General features: G+C 41.0%; 13 protein-coding genes. 1 reads left to right on the forward strand and 12 read right to left on the reverse strand.

All coding sequences use genetic code 11. The annotated features are described in order from the left end of the window. Window positions 1–156: 156 nt before the first annotated feature. Window positions 157–651 carry a YkgJ family cysteine cluster protein gene (locus M1F97_RS03330; protein WP_000031476.1) on the reverse strand — a complete coding sequence of 165 codons (495 nt, stop codon included), beginning with the start codon at window positions 649–651 and terminating at the stop codon, window positions 157–159. Between the two features lie 176 nt (window positions 652–827). Continuing rightward, complete coding sequence (gene eno, locus M1F97_RS03335; RefSeq protein ID WP_000022821.1) at window positions 828–2,132, reverse strand: surface-displayed alpha-enolase; 1,305 nt, start codon at window positions 2,130–2,132, stop codon at window positions 828–830. A 162-nt stretch (window positions 2,133–2,294) separates the two neighbouring features. On the opposite strand from eno, the gene M1F97_RS03340 reads away from it, so the two are divergent. Continuing rightward, entirely contained in the window at window positions 2,295–2,741 is a 447-nt protein-coding gene (locus M1F97_RS03340) for a DUF1694 domain-containing protein (protein ID WP_247944184.1), read from the forward strand. Here M1F97_RS03340 and M1F97_RS03345 read toward each other — a convergent pair. The 10 genes from M1F97_RS03345 to M1F97_RS03390 all read right to left on the reverse strand — a co-directional run bounded on the left by M1F97_RS03345 (window position 2,738) and on the right by M1F97_RS03390 (window position 17,754). Beyond that, the gene (locus M1F97_RS03345; protein ID WP_247944185.1) at window positions 2,738–3,853 is read right to left on the reverse strand and encodes a glycerate kinase; all 1,116 of its coding nucleotides are present in this window, start codon (window positions 3,851–3,853) and stop codon (window positions 2,738–2,740) included. The two genes, M1F97_RS03340 and M1F97_RS03345, sit on opposite strands and share 4 nt — an antisense overlap. Window positions 3,854–3,862: 9 nt before the next feature. After that, a complete protein-coding gene (serB, locus tag M1F97_RS03350) occupies window positions 3,863–4,507 on the reverse strand; it encodes a phosphoserine phosphatase SerB (RefSeq protein WP_247944186.1) in 645 nt (214 codons plus the stop codon). A 61-nt stretch (window positions 4,508–4,568) separates the two neighbouring features. Further along, window positions 4,569–6,002, reverse strand: a complete 1,434-nt coding sequence (glgA, locus tag M1F97_RS03355; RefSeq protein WP_247944187.1) for a glycogen synthase GlgA — start codon at window positions 6,000–6,002, stop codon at window positions 4,569–4,571. Beyond that, window positions 5,999–7,138: a glucose-1-phosphate adenylyltransferase subunit GlgD gene (glgD, locus tag M1F97_RS03360; RefSeq protein WP_247944188.1), complete on the reverse strand. Its 1,140-nt coding sequence runs from the start codon at window positions 7,136–7,138 to the stop codon at window positions 5,999–6,001. Before glgD ends, glgA begins: the two co-directional genes overlap by 4 nt. After that, window positions 7,128–8,270, reverse strand: coding sequence for a glucose-1-phosphate adenylyltransferase (locus tag M1F97_RS03365; protein WP_247944189.1), 1,143 nt, complete (start codon window positions 8,268–8,270; stop codon window positions 7,128–7,130). The genes glgD and M1F97_RS03365 overlap by 11 nt, the downstream gene beginning before the upstream one ends. Beyond that, on the reverse strand, window positions 8,260–10,188 hold the full coding sequence (glgB, locus tag M1F97_RS03370) for a 1,4-alpha-glucan branching protein GlgB (protein WP_001064524.1): 1,929 nt from the start codon (window positions 10,186–10,188) through the stop codon (window positions 8,260–8,262). Before glgB ends, M1F97_RS03365 begins: the two co-directional genes overlap by 11 nt. 276 nt (window positions 10,189–10,464) lie before the next feature. Continuing rightward, entirely contained in the window at window positions 10,465–11,889 is a 1,425-nt protein-coding gene (locus M1F97_RS03375) for an NADP-dependent glyceraldehyde-3-phosphate dehydrogenase (RefSeq protein ID WP_247944190.1), read from the reverse strand. A gap of 196 nt (window positions 11,890–12,085) precedes the next feature. Beyond that, window positions 12,086–14,371, reverse strand: coding sequence for a type I pullulanase (gene pulA / locus M1F97_RS03380; protein WP_247944191.1), 2,286 nt, complete (start codon window positions 14,369–14,371; stop codon window positions 12,086–12,088). A 154-nt stretch (window positions 14,372–14,525) separates the two neighbouring features. After that, on the reverse strand, window positions 14,526–16,484 hold the full coding sequence (gene ligA / locus M1F97_RS03385; protein WP_247944192.1) for an NAD-dependent DNA ligase LigA: 1,959 nt from the start codon (window positions 16,482–16,484) through the stop codon (window positions 14,526–14,528). Window positions 16,485–16,575: 91 nt separating this feature from the next. Continuing rightward, window positions 16,576–17,754, reverse strand: a complete 1,179-nt coding sequence (locus M1F97_RS03390) for an MFS transporter (protein ID WP_247944193.1) — start codon at window positions 17,752–17,754, stop codon at window positions 16,576–16,578. Window positions 17,755–17,795 lie beyond the last annotated feature (41 nt).

Genomic DNA, 17,795 nt, shown 5'->3' on the forward strand with positions numbered 1-17,795 from the left:
TTCTTACCTCCGCAAGATACAAAGGACCTTAAAAGCAAAGTGAAAATTTGTCTTTTTCTCATAGCTTTTAGGCCGTGTTCAATTCTATCTATAGTCTAACAGATATCAGATACTTCCGCCCTAGAATCTTTGTACAAGATTTAAAGGTGTAAATTTCTATAACTTATCCTTTAATTTTTCAACAAAGAGATAAGCTGCAGGGCAGGTCAAGGTGTTCTTAATCGTTAAATGGTTGATTTGATGGATTTTTTTACGGTCTGTATGGGGAAATTCCCGGCAGGCCTTTGGACGAACATCATAGATAGAACAGAGATTGTCCCCTCCTAGAAAGGGACAAGGCATGGATTTAAAAACCTTGTCACCGTCTTCGTCCACCTGTAAAAACTCTGCTTCAAAGGCTGGTAATTTCATCTTAAAATACTTGGCAATACGAGTAATATCTGCTTCCTTAAAATCAGGACCCAATGTCTTGCAACAGTTAGCACAGGCAGTACAATCAATCTCAGCAAAGACTTCTTGGTGAATCTGCTGCGCAATTTTATCTAAGTTTTTAGGAGGTTTTTTCTTTAGATTAGCTAACACTTTGCGGTGCTCCTTCTGCTTTTGCAGTGCTAGTTGGTGGTAATACTCAATATCAATCTCTTTCGACATAATTTCTTCCTAATACAAGTGTTTTTGTCTATTATACCATAAACTCTGCCCCTTTCTTATCCCCTTGAACAGAAAAAAGCCCTTCGGAAAAAATCCGAGGGGCTTAAAACGTTGTTAAATCAACGGCCGAACTTTTCAATTTCAAGGTTCGGGATAAAATAGTTCACTGAACTAGATTATTTTTTCAAGTTGTAGAATGATTTCAATCCACGGTATTCTGCTACTTCACCAAGTTGGTCTTCGATACGAAGCAATTGGTTGTACTTAGCGATACGGTCTGTACGTGAAAGTGAACCAGTTTTGATTTGTCCTGCGTTAGTTGCAACTGCGATGTCAGCGATTGTTGAATCTTCAGTTTCACCTGAACGGTGTGATACAACTGCAGTGTAACCAGCTTCTTTCGCCATTTCGATAGCGTCGAAAGTTTCAGTAAGAGTACCGATTTGGTTAACTTTGATAAGGATTGAGTTAGCAGCACCTTCTGCAATACCTTTTTCAAGGTAAGAAGTGTTTGTTACGAAGAAGTCGTCACCAACCAATTGAACTTTACCACCAAGACGTTCAGTAAGAGCTTTCCAACCGTCCCAGTCGTTTTCATCCATACCATCTTCGATAGTGATGATTGGGTATTTGTTTACCAATTCTTCAAGGTAGTCGATTTGTTCTGCAGCAGTACGTACAGCAGCTCCTTCACCTTCGAATTTAGTGTAGTCGTAAACTTTACGTTCTTTATCGTAGAATTCTGATGAAGCACAGTCAAATCCGATAAATACGTCTTTACCAGGAACATATCCAGCAGCTTCAATTGCAGCAAGGATAGTTTCAACTCCGTCTTCAGTTCCTTCGAAACGAGGAGCGAATCCACCTTCGTCACCTACGGCAGTTTCCAAACCACGTGATTTAAGGATTTTCTTAAGAGCGTGGAAGATTTCAGCACCCCAACGAAGAGCTTCTTTGAATGATGGTGCACCAGCAGGTACGATCATGAATTCTTGGAAAGCGATTGGAGCGTCAGAGTGAGAACCACCGTTGATGATGTTCATCATTGGAGTTGGAAGAACTTTAGTGTTGAATCCACCAAGGTAGCTGTAAAGTGGGATTTCAAGGTAGTCAGCAGCAGCACGAGCTACAGCGATAGACACACCAAGGATTGCGTTTGCACCCAATTTACCTTTGTTAGGAGTACCGTCAAGTGCGATCATAGCACGGTCGATAGCTTGTTGGTCACGTACATCGTAGCCGATGATTGCTTCAGCGATGATGTTGTTTACGTTGTCAACAGCTTTTTGTGTACCAAGACCACCGTAACGAGATTTGTCACCGTCGCGAAGTTCAACTGCTTCGTGTTCACCAGTAGAAGCTCCTGATGGAACCATACCACGTCCGAAAGCACCTGATTCAGTATAAACTTCTACTTCAAGTGTTGGGTTACCGCGTGAGTCTAGGACTTCGCGAGCGTAAACATCAGTAATAATTGACATTTTTTACTCTCCTTTGAGTTAAATTTTTTACACCTCTATGATACCTTAAAAATAAGCGTTTTTCAAGAAAAAACGTTATCTTTGTGCAAATTTTCCTTAACTTTATAAAGTAATCGCTTTCTTTCGTCTGTTTTCTTGCGATTTTTGTGATATACTGTTTTTATGACAGATTTATCAAAACAACTACTAGAAAAAGCTCATGGCGGGCCAAAATTAAACCCGGATGAGCAACGTCGCTTTCTTGGCACTTTCGAGGAGAGGGTTCTGGGCTATGCGGATATCGAGACAGCCAATAGTCCTGAATTAGAACATGGATTTTTCTCTATTTTAGAGGGTTTTCAAGAAAAGGTAGAGGAACTTTTTGTGAAGATCTCACCAAATATTGAGTTTGACAAACAGGTCTTTTACTTAAAACAAGCAAAGGAAAGTAATTGCCAGGCGACTATTGTTTCAGACGATCATATCACCTCTCCTTTTGGCCTTGTCATTCACACGAACGAACCTGTTCAATTAGACGAAAAGGACCTTAGACTTGCATTCTCAAGTCTTTGGGAGGAGAAAAAGGCAGATCCACCTAAAAAATCCATCTGGAAAAAATGGTTTGGTTAATCCTTCCTCAAATTTAATAAACGACCAATATTAGTAGCTGTGTGCTCCAAGTAGAGACTTGCATTTTTCAAACTGTCTTCCAAAGGTTCACTTTTCTCCAAAATGGAAAATGCTGCTTCTATATTTTCAAATGGTAGGGGAGGCAAATCCTCAGAAAGACTACCGCAAATAGCGATAACAGGAACTCCGTTAGGGGTTCTTTTTGCTACACCGACAGGAGCTTTTCCAACAAAGCTTTGACAGTCCAGTCTGCCTTCTCCAACGATAACCAAGTCGGCACCTGAAACTTTCTCGTCAAAGTCTATCAAATCCAAGCAAGTGTCAATACCAGATACGATACTGGCCTGAGCAAAGGCAAAGAGTCCAGCAGCAATACCACCTCCAGCTCCTGCTCCTTTCAGAGACAGGGTTGCAGGCGAGAGTTTTTCATAGAACCGCTGTACAGTCAAATCTACTGTCTCAAACAAAGCAGGATCTAAGCCCTTTTGTTTTCCAAATGTATAGGTCGCTCCTTGATGACCACATAAAGGGCTCACGACATCTGCTAAAATACGGATTTTCACATCTTCAGGAATCCTATGCAAGTTGCTATTTGAAACTGACACGAACTCAAGCAAAGTCTGACCGCAAGCTGGCAATTCTTTTCCATTCTTATCATAAAAACGATACCCCAAACCAGCAGCAATGCCTATCCCACCGTCATTACTAGCCGTACCACCAACGCCGATATAGATTTCTTTCATTCCTTGATCAATGAGTTGACGAATCAACTCTCCGATACCACGAGTTTGGATGTGGAGAGGATTTCGTTTCTCTTGCGGAATCTTTCCTAAACCAACCAAGTCAGCAACTTCAAAGAGCGCTATTTGACCTTTTTGAAAGTAGCGCATGGGTTCTTTTAGCCCAAAAGGTCCCGTAACCTCTTGCCATTTTTCTTCGAGTTCAAGAGAATGTCGAATAGCATCTACGGTTCCTTCCCCACCATCACCTACAGGGCAAAGCAGACATTCTACATCCGCTATTGACTGTTCGAAGCCTTTTTTTATAGCTTGAGCGACCTGTTCAGCCGTCAAACTTTCTTTAAAAGAATCGGGTGCAATTACAATTTTCATAGTTCCCTCTCATTCTAAGAAATCAATCAAAGGAAGAACTTCTAAAAGATCCCTCGTATCTACATGACAAGCTATCTCAGATTTTACGACTTCTTTGGCACAAAAGGCTATACCGTGACCTGCTGACTTTAACATCAAGAGGTCATTGGCACCATCACCGATGGCAATCGTTCTTTCTTTGGGAAGTCCTAATTCCTTTCTCCAAATCTCAAGCGTAGCTTGTTTTACTTGGGCTGTCACTATTTCACCAACTAGTTGCCCTGTTAAAAAGCCGTCTTTGACTTCTATCTGGTTGGCTGAGAAATAGGAAATACCTAGGTGCTTTGCTAGTCTCTCAACGATTGGGCTAAATCCACCAGACACTAGACCAACTAGGATGCCATTCTTTTGGAGAATAGAGATAAATTTTGGAGCATTTTGGGACAGATGAATGGATTTGAAGACAGTATCAAAGACCGAAATCGGAAGACCTTTTAACAAAGCGACTCTCTCTCGTAAACTCCTTTCAAAGTCCAGTTCTCCTCGCATTGCCTGGCTTGTAATCTGCGATATTTCTTCTTCGCAACCTGCTTCTCTTCCTAAAAGGTCAATCACCTCTTCTGCTATTAAGGTGCCGTCAACATCCATGACACATAGGCCTTTTACTTGGGGCATTACTTCTCCTCTTCTCTAAATAGTCCAAAAATCGTATGAAAGAATCATACGATTTCATCTATTAGTTGACTAAACTATGGTACAAGTCCAGGTAAGATTTGCAGGCTGTATCCCATGAGAAATCGCATTCCATAGCTTGTTTTTGTAGATTTTTCCAAACGTCCGGCTGGTACTTATAAACATCCAAGGCTGTTTGGAAACTCCAGTTAAGCCAGTATGGTGTTAAATTGTCAAAGCTAAATCCAGTACCAGTTCCTTCGATCGGATTGAAGGATTGAACTGTATCTCTTAGTCCACCCACTTCATGAACCAATGGTAGAGTTCCATAACGCATAGCCATCATTTGAGACAAGCCACATGGTTCAAAACGACTCGGCATGAGGAAGAGATCACAAGCTGCGTAGATTTCTTGAGCGAGCTTGACGTCAAAAGTGATATTTGCTGATAGCTTGTCAGGATAGACTTGAGCAAACCAAGAGAAGGAATGTTCAAAAGCCGGGTCACCTGTTCCTAAAAGGACTATTTGAACGTCCTCCTGTAAGAAACGGTGCAAGCTTTCTACCACAACATCAAAACCTTTTTGGCGCGTCAAACGAGAGACGATCCCAACTAGAGGAACATCTGCTCTCACAGGTAGACCAACTCTCTCTTGCAATTTTGCTTTGTTTTGAGCTTTTCCAGACAAATCTTCCTTATCAAAATGATAGTCTAAAAGAGCATCTGTCTCCGGATTATAGAGATCGGTATCGATTCCATTAACAATACCAGAAACCTTACCTGACTCCATTCTAAGAATCTGATCTAAACCGCAACCAAACTGACTGGTCATAATCTCATGTGCATAGCTAGGAGATACGGTTGAGACACGATCCGCGTAGAGAATACCTGCTTTCATCCAGTTAAGACAGTCATTCCAACGAAGGGTTCCATCAGCGTAACGTTCAAAACCGACTCCAAACAAATCCCACAACATTCCTTCAGAAAACTGACCTTGGAATTCCAAATTATGAATAGTTAAGACGGTTCTGATTCCTTGATATGCCTGAATCCATCTGTATTTTTCCTTCAAGAGAAAAGGAATCATAGCGGTGTGATAATCATGGGCATGGAGAATATCTGGAATGAAATCAATTCGCTCCATGGCTTCAAGAGCAGCCAGTTGGAAGAAGGCAAAGCGTTCACCATCATCGAAATCTCCGTAAACATGACCTCGGAAGAAATATGTTTGATTGTCTACGAAGTAAAAGGTAACACCATTCAAGACGGTCTTCTTAATCCCACAGTACTGTCTACGCCATCCTACACTCACTTCAAAGTGAAGAACATCCTCAATCTGGTCCCCAAACTTAGCCTCTACCATATCATAGTAGGGTAGGAAAACAGCAACTTCATGCCCTGCCTTTACCAGTGATTTGGGAAGAGCACCAATAACGTCTCCCAAACCACCTGTTTTTGAAAAGGGCGCACCCTCTGCTGCTACGAATAAAATTTTCATGAATGAATATCCTCTGTAACTTTTTCGCCTTTTTTGACTACAACCGGGTGTTCTGCAGTACCGCGAATAACGACACCGTCAGCAACTTCAACCCCTTTGTCCAAGATTGCATACTCAACTTGGGCACCCTGACCAATCACAACACGTGGGAAGAGAAGGCTGTCTTTAACTAGACTATCCTTATGAACGTGAATATTACGTGATAGGACCGACTGAACTACTTTACCCTCTATGATACTACCAGAGGCGAACTGCGAGTTACTTACCTTAGAGGTGTCTGAGTAGTAAGTTGGTTCTTCGTTCTTAACCTTGGTATAAATTTTTTGGTTAGGTGAGAAGAGAGAGTAGAATTTTTGAGACTCCAGCATATCAATATTGGCTTGATAATAGGATTGAACAGAGTGAATATTGGCTAGGTAGCCAGTGTATTCATAAGCAAAAGCACCTTCTTTAGCTGCTAACTCACGTAAAACATAGCGTAATTTTTCTGGGTATTCTTTTTGAACTTCTTCTTCCAAACGCTTAATCAACCACGGAGTGTCAACGACGAATATATCTGTAGACATGTTGAAAAGTTCATCTGTTGATTTGGCATCAAAAAGTTGATGAGAAAGAACACGGTCTGTTTCATCCACTTCCAAGATGGCATTAACATCTGAAATATCCTTTTTAGGTAATTTCTTATAAACAACTGTAATTGGACGACCAGCAGTAGTATGTAAATGGAGTACTTGATTGAGGTCAATATTCACCACGATATCACAGTTAAGTGCAACCGTCTGATTTGATCCTGAACGTTTCAAATAAGTGAGAAGCTGTTGGTAATATTCTTTCCCAACTGTGCTACTTTCAACACGAGTATTGTAAATTCCTAGATAGTAGTGACTGAGAAGGGTAGATAAGCCCCACTCACGACCTGAACGGATATGGTCGAATACTGAGCTGATATTATCTTGTTGGAAAATACCAAAGATACTACGAACACCTGCATTTGCAAGACTGGAAAGGGGGAAGTCAATCAAACGGTATTTCCCGCCGAAAGGCAAGCTAGCTACCGGACGGTGTTCTGTTAACGTTGACATATCATGAAAACCAACTGTGTTTCCTAAAATGGCTGAATATTTATCAATCTTCATCTGTTGCTACCCCCACTACTTCATTGTATCCTACTACTTGTACTTCATCCGTTCCGTCAATCTCAACGCCGTCTGCAATAATGGCACCCTCACCAATAATAGCACGAGTAATCTTTGCTCCATGGCCAATAATAGCCCCACTCATAATAACAGAATCAACGACTTCAGCACCCTCACGTACTTGTGCTTCTGTTGATAGAATCGAACGCTTAACCGTTCCATCTACAAAACAGCCATCCACGACCAATGAATCTTCAACGTGTGCATGTGCTCCAAAGTAGTTGGGTGGTGAGATCAAGTTTCTTGAGTAAATTTTCCATTGACGATTACGGCTATCCAAGGCATTCTCTGGCGAAATGTACTCCATATTGGCTTCCCAAAGTGACTCAATCGTACCAACGTCTTTCCAGTAGCCATTAAATTCATAAGCATAGACACTTTCACCAGACTCGAGATAGTTAGGGATAACGTTCTTCCCAAAGTCTGACATATCCACATTGCTCTTTTCAGCAGCAACAAGCATATTGCGAAGTCGTTTCCAGTCAAAAATATAAATCCCCATAGAAGCCTTTGTAGACTTAGGTTGAGCAGGTTTTTCTTCGAATTCAACGATTCGGTTATTGGCGTCTGTATTCATGATACCAAAACGGCTAGCTTCTTTGAGAGGTACGTCTAGGACAGCTACCGTCAAACTGGCATTGTTATCCTTATGGGACTGAAGCATATCATCGTAGTCCATCTTGTAGATGTGGTCACCAGAAAGGATCAGAACATATTCAGGATTGACACTGTCGATGTAGTCAATATTTTGGTAGATAGCGTGGCTAGTTCCTTCAAACCAACGATTTCCCTCGCTTGCAGAGTAGGGTTGAAGAATAGAAACACCTGTGTTAATTCCATCCAGACCCCAGCTCGAACCATTTCCAATATGGTTGTTTAAGGCAAGAGGTTGATACTGCGTAATAACACCGACGTTGTGAATCCCAGAGTTAGCACAGTTTGAAAGCGCAAAGTCAATGATACGGTAGCGTCCACCGAATTGCACTGCTGGTTTGGCAATGCTTTGAGTGAGTTTTCCGAGACGTGTTCCTTGCCCACCGGCAAGGATCAAAGCTAGCATTTCATTCTTCATTTTCTACTCCTTTTTGGGTTTTATTTGTGACAGTTTTAGTTGGTTTCAAACGACGCTTGATCTTCCAGATGCTTGCTCCCATGGCAGGCAGGGTAAAGGTCAAAGTCTGCTCATAATCTTTCCATAAGCCTTCTTGAGTCTGAACTGTTTGGTTGTATTCTTTCCAGACACCACCCCATTGTTCCAACTCTGTATTCCAAACTTCTTCATAAACTCCTGCGACAGGAAGTCCGATTGTAAAGTCTTTTCGTTCAACAGGCGCCATATTAAAGACACAGACTAGCATCTCACCCTTTTTACTCTTACGAATAAAGGAAAGGACACTCTGATCTCTATTATCCGCATCGATAATTTCGATGCCATCGTAGCTGGTGTCAATTTCCCAAAGGCAACGATGCTCTTTATAGAATTGATTGAGTTGAGAAGTGAAGTACTTCATCTTAGCATTCATTGGATCTTCCAAGTTAGACCATTCCAATTGCTCTTCAGATTTCCACTCTAAGAACTGACCATATTCGCTTCCCATGAACAAGAGTTTCTTACCTGGATGACAAATTTGATAAGTGTAGAGATTTCGCAAACCTGCAAATTGATTGTAGCGATCACCCCACATCTTGTGCATCATGCTTTTCTTACCATGCACGACTTCATCATGTGAGAAAGGTAAGAGGTAGTTTTCATTGAAAACGTACATGAAGCTGAAGGTTACCAAGTTAAAATCATACTTACGATAGATAGGGTCCTCCTCGTAGAAACGGAGAATATCATTCATCCAGCCCATATTCCACTTGTAGTCAAAGCCAAGACCGCCCATTTCTTTCATACCAGTAATCTTTGTTGCTGATGAACTTTCTTCTGCAATCATCATCACATCTGGATGAGCCAACTTGATAACTGTGTTCAAACGTTGAAGGAAATAGTAGCCTTCGTAGTTGAGATTGCCACCGTCTTTGTTTGGAGTCCAAGGAGCATTATCATAGTCGAGGTAGAGCATATTGCTGACTGCATCCACTCGAATACCGTCTAAATGATAAAAGTCAATCCAGAATTTAATGCTAGAAATCAAGAAAGACTGAACTTCATTCTTCCCAAGGTCAAAGTTAAGAGCTCCCCAACCATAGTTATGAGCCTTATTGTGGTCTTGGTATTCAAAAGTCGGTGTTCCATCGTAATAAGCAAGAGCGTCATCGTTGATGGTAAAATGACCTGGAACCCAATCCACAATTACACCGATATTGTTTAAATGACATTCCTCAACAAAATCTTGGAATTCCTCTGGTCGCCCATAAGAGTGCTCCATAGCAAAGTAACCCATAAGCTGGTAGCCCCAACTCAATCCAAGCGGGTGAGCCATTAAAGGCATAAACTCGATGTGAGTGTAGTTCATCTCAACAAGATAAGGAATCAGCTCCTCCTTAAGTTGTGCAAAGCTGTATGGACTACCATCTGGATTTCTTTTCCAAGATCCAGCATGGGCTTCATAAATATTGACTGGTCTCTCAAAAAAGCCCCAGCGTTTTCTCCTAGCTAGCCAAAGACCATCTTTCCATTTTTTCTCTGGAATATCAGTCAGGATGGCTCCAGTCTCTGGGCGAGCCTCAAAACGAACTGCCAATGGATCAATTTTCATAATCTGGTGCCCATTTGCACGCGTGATATGATACTTATAAATCTGCCCTTCATGAGCTAGACTTGTGAAGACTTCCCAAACACCCGATTCATTCCGTACCATAGGAATTTGGTGTTCTGTCCAGTTTGTAAAATCACCAACTAAGTGCACAGCCTGAGCGTTAGGTGCCCAAACACGGAAAGTAAAACCAATTTCTCCGTCTTTTTCCTCTTTATGTGCTCCTAGATAGTGCTGAAGATGAAAATTTTCTCCAGTAGTGAAGGTTCTCAATGCTTCTTGATTATTCATCCAATCCCCTTTCTTTTTGTAAGCGTTTTCTATAATTCTATTATACACTCTTTTAAGATAACTTTCAAGTAATTTACGGAATTTCACCAAAATTATCTTGAAAATTTTAGAAAATATATTTTAACATTATATAATTTTTTCATTTAATTGTTGAAAAAATGGATAATTTCCATATATTTTTTTATTATAATACCAGAATATTCGTTTTTTATCAATTTTAAACTGTAATTTTTTGAAAAAAATAAAATCAGGAAGCCCTTTTCCTGATTTTATAAATTATTTCATATCAAAAACAATGGATTTGACATTTGTCATTGCTTCAATGCTGTATTTAATCCCTTGCACACCAGCACCAGATCCTTTGACCCCAAGGAATGGGAAATTATCTGGTCCACGCTGTGTTTTATTATTAATATGAACGGTGCCGACTTCAAGTTTTTCAGCGATTTCAAACGCTTTTTTAAAGTCATTTGTGAATACGGATGATTGAAGACCGAACTCAGATTCATTGGCAATTGCTACCGCTTCATTTGCATCGGAAACACGGATAATTGGCAGAACAGGACCAAACGGTTCTTCCCAAGCTAATTTCATATCTCTTGTGACATAATCAAAAAGTCCCGGCCAAATGAGATTGCCCTCACGTTTGATTGGACTGAGCGCTTTGGCACCTTTACCTTGCGCATCCTGAATCAATCCCCAGATAAAATCAGCTGAAGCATTGTCAATAACAGGTGTGATATCAGCATTGTCAAATGGGTCACCAACGGTTAGCTTAGCAACTTCTGCTTGAAGTAATTCAGCCAATTTATCCGCCACACTTTCCACAACCAAGACACGCTTGATGGCAGTACAACGTTGTCCTGAATAGCTAAAGGCTCCACCGACGATTTGTTTAGCTGCGTGTTCCAAGTCTGCATCTTCGAGAACAATAGCTGCATCTTTCCCACCAAGTTCAAGCATGATAGGACGCATTCCAGCTAAACGACCGATTCGCTCACCAATTGGAGTCGAGCCAGTAAAGTTGATAAAGTTAACTTCTTTATGTTCAATGATATAGTCACCGATTTCAGAACCTCGTCCAGTTATCGTATTAAATACTCCTGCTGGAATACCTGCCTCATCAAAAGCCTTGGCTAATAGCAGACCTGAGATAGATCCTTGTGTTGGCGGTTTAAACATGACGACATTCCCTGCAATCAAAGCTGGAGCAATCTTAGATCCAGAAAGGTTAACTGGATAGTTAAATGGTGCGATAGCTAAAACGACACCAACCGGCTCACGACGGACAACGGCTAGTTTGTTTTTACTTGCAGCTTCAAAACCGCCACCTTCCATTGCTTGTCCAGTGATACGGAGACCTTCTTCTGCAGCAAAACGAATCAAATCTGCTGTACGTACTACTTCTCCAATGGCTGCTTTTATCCCTTTGGCAACCTCTTTGGCAAGAATTGTACCAATTTTTTCTTTATCGCGTTCTAAAATAGCTGCTACCTTATGCAGATAGGTTGCACGTTCAACTGGTGCTAAATCACGCCATGCTGGGAGAGCTGCACGCGCAGCTTTCATAGCCTCATCTACTTCAGCCTGACTCATAGCTGGTACTGTCCCCAGCTTTTCCTGATTAATGGGTGAATAGATTGTAATTTCCTTTTCAGATGATTTCCAATTTCCATTTACTAAATTCTGATATCTTGCCAATTTTCTTCCTCCTGAAAATTATTAAGACTTATTTTATCAAATTTTCAGAAAATTGCAACCCTTTTTGTGAAAAAAATTGAGATTTTTTTCACAATCTTGAACCTTCAAATTATTTGAAACTTAATTCTACTCTTCATTAAAAACCTCATAAATGACAAAAAGGATTAGATAATCTAACCCTTTTTACTACATTAATTTATGAGAGCACTTTTAAAACTGCGACACTAATATCATCAATAACATTTTCTTGTTTTGAACGACTGTTGGTAAGGAACATTTCAAGCTTACCTGCATTTTCAAAGTAGAAGGAAGTTCCCTTAGCATTGAATACCACCAATAAGTGCTCTGCTCCACCGTGAATCTCATAAACAATCCACCCGCTATTCTCAGCAGCTGTATGGACAAAGACATGACGGTAAATTTCTTCATATGTTGGATAAGAGAAGGCACTGATTTGCGTTTTTAGGCGGATAATCTGACGAATAAACTCAATGCTGTCTTGGCGTTCATTGATCAGATCCCAGTTGACTTGGTTAACACTGTCCGGAGCATTATAGCTATTCATAGCACGTTCTCGGTCTGCAGGAGTTAGTTCTCCATGTTCACCAGTTGGAATCAACTTAGTTCGTCCAAACTCTTGACCTAGTTCTATAAAGGCCATTCCTTGCATGAGAAGATTCATAGCTGTCGCTGTCTCAACCTTGCGCATAATCTGGTCGGAACTCTTATCAGGATGAAGGGTTGCTAGCAAGTCATGAAGATTGTAATTGTCATGAGCTTCAACATAGTTGAGAACTTGGTTTGGACTGAGATAAGATCCCAACTCTCGGCTACCAAGAATAGCCTTGGCGACGATTGGTTCTGTAGCAGCACCACTCACAAATCCTGATTTGATTGCTCCATAAACTTCTCCTCCTTTGATCGCATCACGCTGATTATCGTTAAAGAAACCTATATTTGGCATCTGATAGGCGTTATCCTTCTTAGCCTTGTCATAAGGAGCAAGACCTGTTCCCATATCCCAGCCTTCTCCATAAGTGAGAATACGCGGATCGACCTCATCCAGTGCCCAACGAATTGCCTGCATAGTTTTGACATCATGAATGCCCATCAAGTCGAAACGGAAACCGTCAATATTGTATTCTTTCACCCAATAAAGGATGGAATCAATCATATACTTGCGGAACATCTCGTGTTCACTTGCGGTTTCATTTCCTACCCCCGTACCGTTTTGAAAAGTTCCATCACGATTCATACGATAGAAATAATCGGGAACAGTTGTCTGGAATGGAGCGTCAACTGTTGAAAAGGTATGGTTGTAAACGACATCCATAATGACACCGATTCCTGCATCATGATAAGCCTGAATCATGGTCTTGAGGTCTCGAATAACTTGTCCGGGATCATCTGGATTGCTAGAGAAGCTCGTTTCCGGTGCGTTGTAGTTTTGAGGATCATAACCCCAGTTATAGGTTACATTTCCATCCTGATCATATTCCTTATGACGATCAAAGATAGGTTGAAGTTGAACATAGTTGCAACCAAGTTCTTTAATATAGTCAAAGGCGGTTGCTTGACCGTACTGGTTAACTGTTCCAGTCTGAGCAGCACCCAAGAAGGTTCCGCGGAGTTCTTCAGGAACACCAGATGTAGGCGATTGGGTAAAATCACGAATGTGCATCTCACAGATAACTGCTTTACATGGATTCTCCAAACGCCAAGGAGCTTCTGTCCCATGTTTGACCTCAAATCTTTCTACTTGTCTGTCCTGATGAGAAAGAATTACAGAACGTTTTCCATCAGGACTTGTTGCAGTTGTGTAAGGATCTCTCGTCAAAGTCTGATGGTGCGGAAACTCAATCTGATACTGATAAGCCTTACCAGCAAGATTTTCATCTAAGTCTAGACTCCACACACCAATGGTATTGTACTTATGACTATATGAATAGCTATTACCACGCTCTAGATTAAAGGTTTTCCAAATAGGTGCATCGTTACCAGTGTTTTCATAGACAACCACCTGAACAGCTGTAGCTGTTGGAGCCCAAAGTTTAAAACTGGTCTGGGAATCAGATCCTTGGCAGCCCAAGTCTCCTTGATATCCCCAGTGATGATCAAAGCTTGCGCTATGGATGGCTTTATCAAAAGCAAATGGATTTTGATCTTTGTAGTAAGGACTAGCAATGGCTGGATTTTCAGAATAATAAACAGTCTCGTCGCCCTCTAAAATCCATGCTTCTGTTAGCAAGGGATAGTAGTTAAAACGTACAAGATATTCTTTTAATACACCATCTATCTCGGCTTTGAAGGTGAAACTATCCACCTTTTCCTGACGGGTCACGGTAAAAGAAAACTGAAGACCAAAATAAGTGGTCTCTGAAGTTAAAGAGCTTTTGTTTTCATCTCGGTCTGTGCTAAATGAGCAAGCTGTATAATCTCCACTTTTTCTATGAAAATGGAGAAGAACGGGATAATTGTGCATGTTTTTTCCTAATTTCTAATTTCTATTTTAATTTTATTTGATTCTGATGGATTCAGTTGGCATTTCATCACGATGGACAACAGATTTTAACCATGTCAAAACACATCAGGAGAGATAGTTTGAGACTATCTAACACCTAGTTTTCAACTATTCTTTACAAACTTTCTAGCCAAGCTTCATCTCGAACTTCGATACCAAGTTCCTGTGCTTTTTGAAGCTTGCTTCCTGCATCTGCTCCTGCTACGACAAGATCCGTTTTCTTGGACACACTGCCTGTGACTTTGGCACCAAGACTTTCGAGTTTACTTCTTGCTTCTGAGCGTTTGAGACGTTCCAATTTTCCTGTCAGTACAACGGTCAAACCTGACAAGGCTGCATCTGCTACTACCGTCTGTCCTTTGTAATCCAGATTGACTCCAGCTTCTTTCAACTCGTCTAAGAGAATCTTCGATCCTTCGGTAGCAAAATAGGTCTGAAGGCTTTGGGCAATCACACCACCCAAGCTTTCGATACTTGCCACTTCATCTGGATCTGCTTGGGCTAGATTTTCAATAGAGTGGAAATGTTGGAGCAAGAGTTGACTTGCCTTGCTTCCGACATGGCGAATGCCCAGACCGAACAAGAGCTTTTCAGCAGAGTTTTCCTTAGATACTTGAATGGCCTGATAAAGTTTAGAAGCAGACTTTTCCTTGACACCTTCTAAAAGGAGGAAATCTTCTTCTTTCAAACGGTAAATATCCGTCACATCCTTTACTAAATTGGCAGCAAAAAGCTTTTCAACGATAGATGGACCAAGTCCTGTAATATTCATGGCATCTCGAGAGGCAAAGTGAATCAAACCTTCCATGATTTGGGCAGGGCATCGTGGATTGATACAACGAAGAGCCACTTCATCTTCAAAGTGAAGCAAGTGACTATCACAACTTGGACAGTTAGTCGGAATATCTAGTTTTTCTTCAGAAACACGCTTAGACTCTACCACACGCAAAACAGCAGGGATGATATCTCCAGCCTTATAAACTATAACCGTATCGTCCTTTCGGATATCCTTTTCGGCGATATAATCTACATTGTGCAGTGTTGCACGACTAACAGTTGTTCCAGCTAGTTGTACTGGTGTTAGATTTGCAGTTGGGGTCACAACACCCGTACGACCAACTGTCCAGTCAACTGAGAGTAGTTGAGCTTCTTTTTCCTCAGCAGGGAACTTGTAAGCTACTGCCCACTTTGGAGCCTTGACGGTAAAACCGAGTTCTTCTTGACCTGCTAAGTCATTGACCTTGATTACCACCCCATCGATATCGTAAGGCAGTTTCTCCCGTTCTTGTCCTACTTCTTGGATAAAGTCCCATATCTCATCTATACTTTTAGTCAATATTCGTTTAGGATTAACCACAAAACCAAGCTGTTCAAGATGATCCAAGACCTTTTCTTGGCTATCACGAGTAGAAGGGCTTGCTTCTTGATAGAGAAAAGTCGCAAGATTACGTTTGGCAACTACTGCCGTATCCAGCTGACGCAAAGTTCCAGCCGCCGCATTACGAGGATTAGCAAATTCAGGCTCTCCATTTTCTTGGCGAGCTTGGTTGACTTGGTCAAACGAAGCGCGTGGCATGTAACACTCTCCACGAACGGTAATATCTAGTTCTTCTGGCAAGGTCAAAGGAATGTCCTTGACACGCTTAAGGTTCTCTGTGATATTTTCACCAACAGAACCATCTCCACGTGTGGCACCGACAACCAAAATCCCATTTTCATAAGTTAGCGAGATAGACAAACCATCGATTTTTAGCTCACAGATATAAGTGGGATGGGCTAACTCCTTACGAACACGCGCATCAAAAGCTTCTAACTCTTCACGTGAAAAAGCATCCTGCAAACTATAAAGAGGATACTGATGACTGTATTTTTCAAAACCATCTAAAACCTTACCACCAACACGATAGGTTGGACTGTCCGCTAAAACTTGATCTGGATAGGCAGCTTCCAACTCGACCAACTCACGGTAGAGGCGATCATACTCGCTATCTGAAACCGAAGGATTGTCACTCGTATAGTACTCCGTCGCATAGCGGTTGAGTAAGGCAACTAACTCATTCATTCTTTTATTCATAAAACCATTTTACCACAAACCAAGCCCTCCTCACAATGGAGAAGGGCTGAAAAATAGTTAATAGTGAAATATTTTTTTAAGGCAAGGGGATTTATACCTCTTTTTCAAAACGATTTCGAACATAAATGAGAGATATACAAGACAAGGAGACAACTCCACTTCCGATTATCAGGAAAGAAGAAAGATGTACACTTGGTAGCACTGTCATAAAGCCTTTTGCAATCGGCATAAATAGAATGGCTAATGTAAAAATTGTGCTTAGCACCCTCCCCAAGTATTCCCCCTCAACCTTGGTTTGCACCTGAGTAAAAAAGTGAATATTAAAAATCGTCATAAACAGTTCACAAACTAAATTTCCAGAAAAGGAAAGAAAAGTTGGAAGTGGTAACCCCATCATAAAAACTCCAACTCCGGTCAAAACCAATAGAATCAAAAGATTATAAACATTTGCCTTTATTTTACTAGCTAGAAGAGCTCCCACAATGGAACCAATAGCGCCCATAGTTAAAATAGTTGCATAAGCTCCTTCTACCCCGTAAAGCCGATTTGAAAAAGGGAGGAGAAATTCAAAAGCTGCAAAAAAGAAATTAACGCTGGAAGCTACCAGCAAAAGGAAGAAAATTTCTTGCTGATGCCAGATATAGTGTAACCCATCCTTGATATCTACAAAAATATCTCTCCCAGTAAAAGCTTTTTTCTCTTGAACTTTTGCTTCCTCTTTTGGAAGGAAAGCCACTAGAATAAAAGCAATGAAAAAAGTCAGCGAGTCTAGCAGTAGCGTCATATGGAGACTTGCAAACTGTAAAACAAGGAAGGAAAGAACAGGAGAGCTAACACCTACAACCTGCAAAACGAGCTCTAAGCGAGCATTATAGGTCACAATCTCGTCTTTCTCTACAACCTCAGTTATAATGGCCTTATTTGCTGGTCTAGAAAATGCAAAGGCAATCGCCTGCACAATATTAGCCCCAATCAAAGCACCAATCATCCAGCTGTCATTCCTTATAAAAGAAATAGCCAGACAAAGAATCCCACAAACAAGGTCTGCCGCCATTAAAATCTTACGACGAGAAAAACGGTCTGAAACGACTCCGCCAAAAGGATTTACGAGAATAGATGTGACGAGTTCAGAAATCTGATACATTCCTAAAACTGTCTGTCCGATAGTCCCCATGGAAGCCAACCAGACACTATTTCCATAATCATAGAGCATATTCCCTATCTTGTCAACAGCTCCACGGCTAATCAACTGGATTGCATGTCGATTCATATAAAAAACTCCTCTCAAATTTTGAAACTATTGTATCAAAA

Source organism: Streptococcus oralis (genome assembly GCF_023110435.1).
GTDB classification, from domain to species: domain Bacteria; phylum Bacillota; class Bacilli; order Lactobacillales; family Streptococcaceae; genus Streptococcus; species Streptococcus oralis_CF.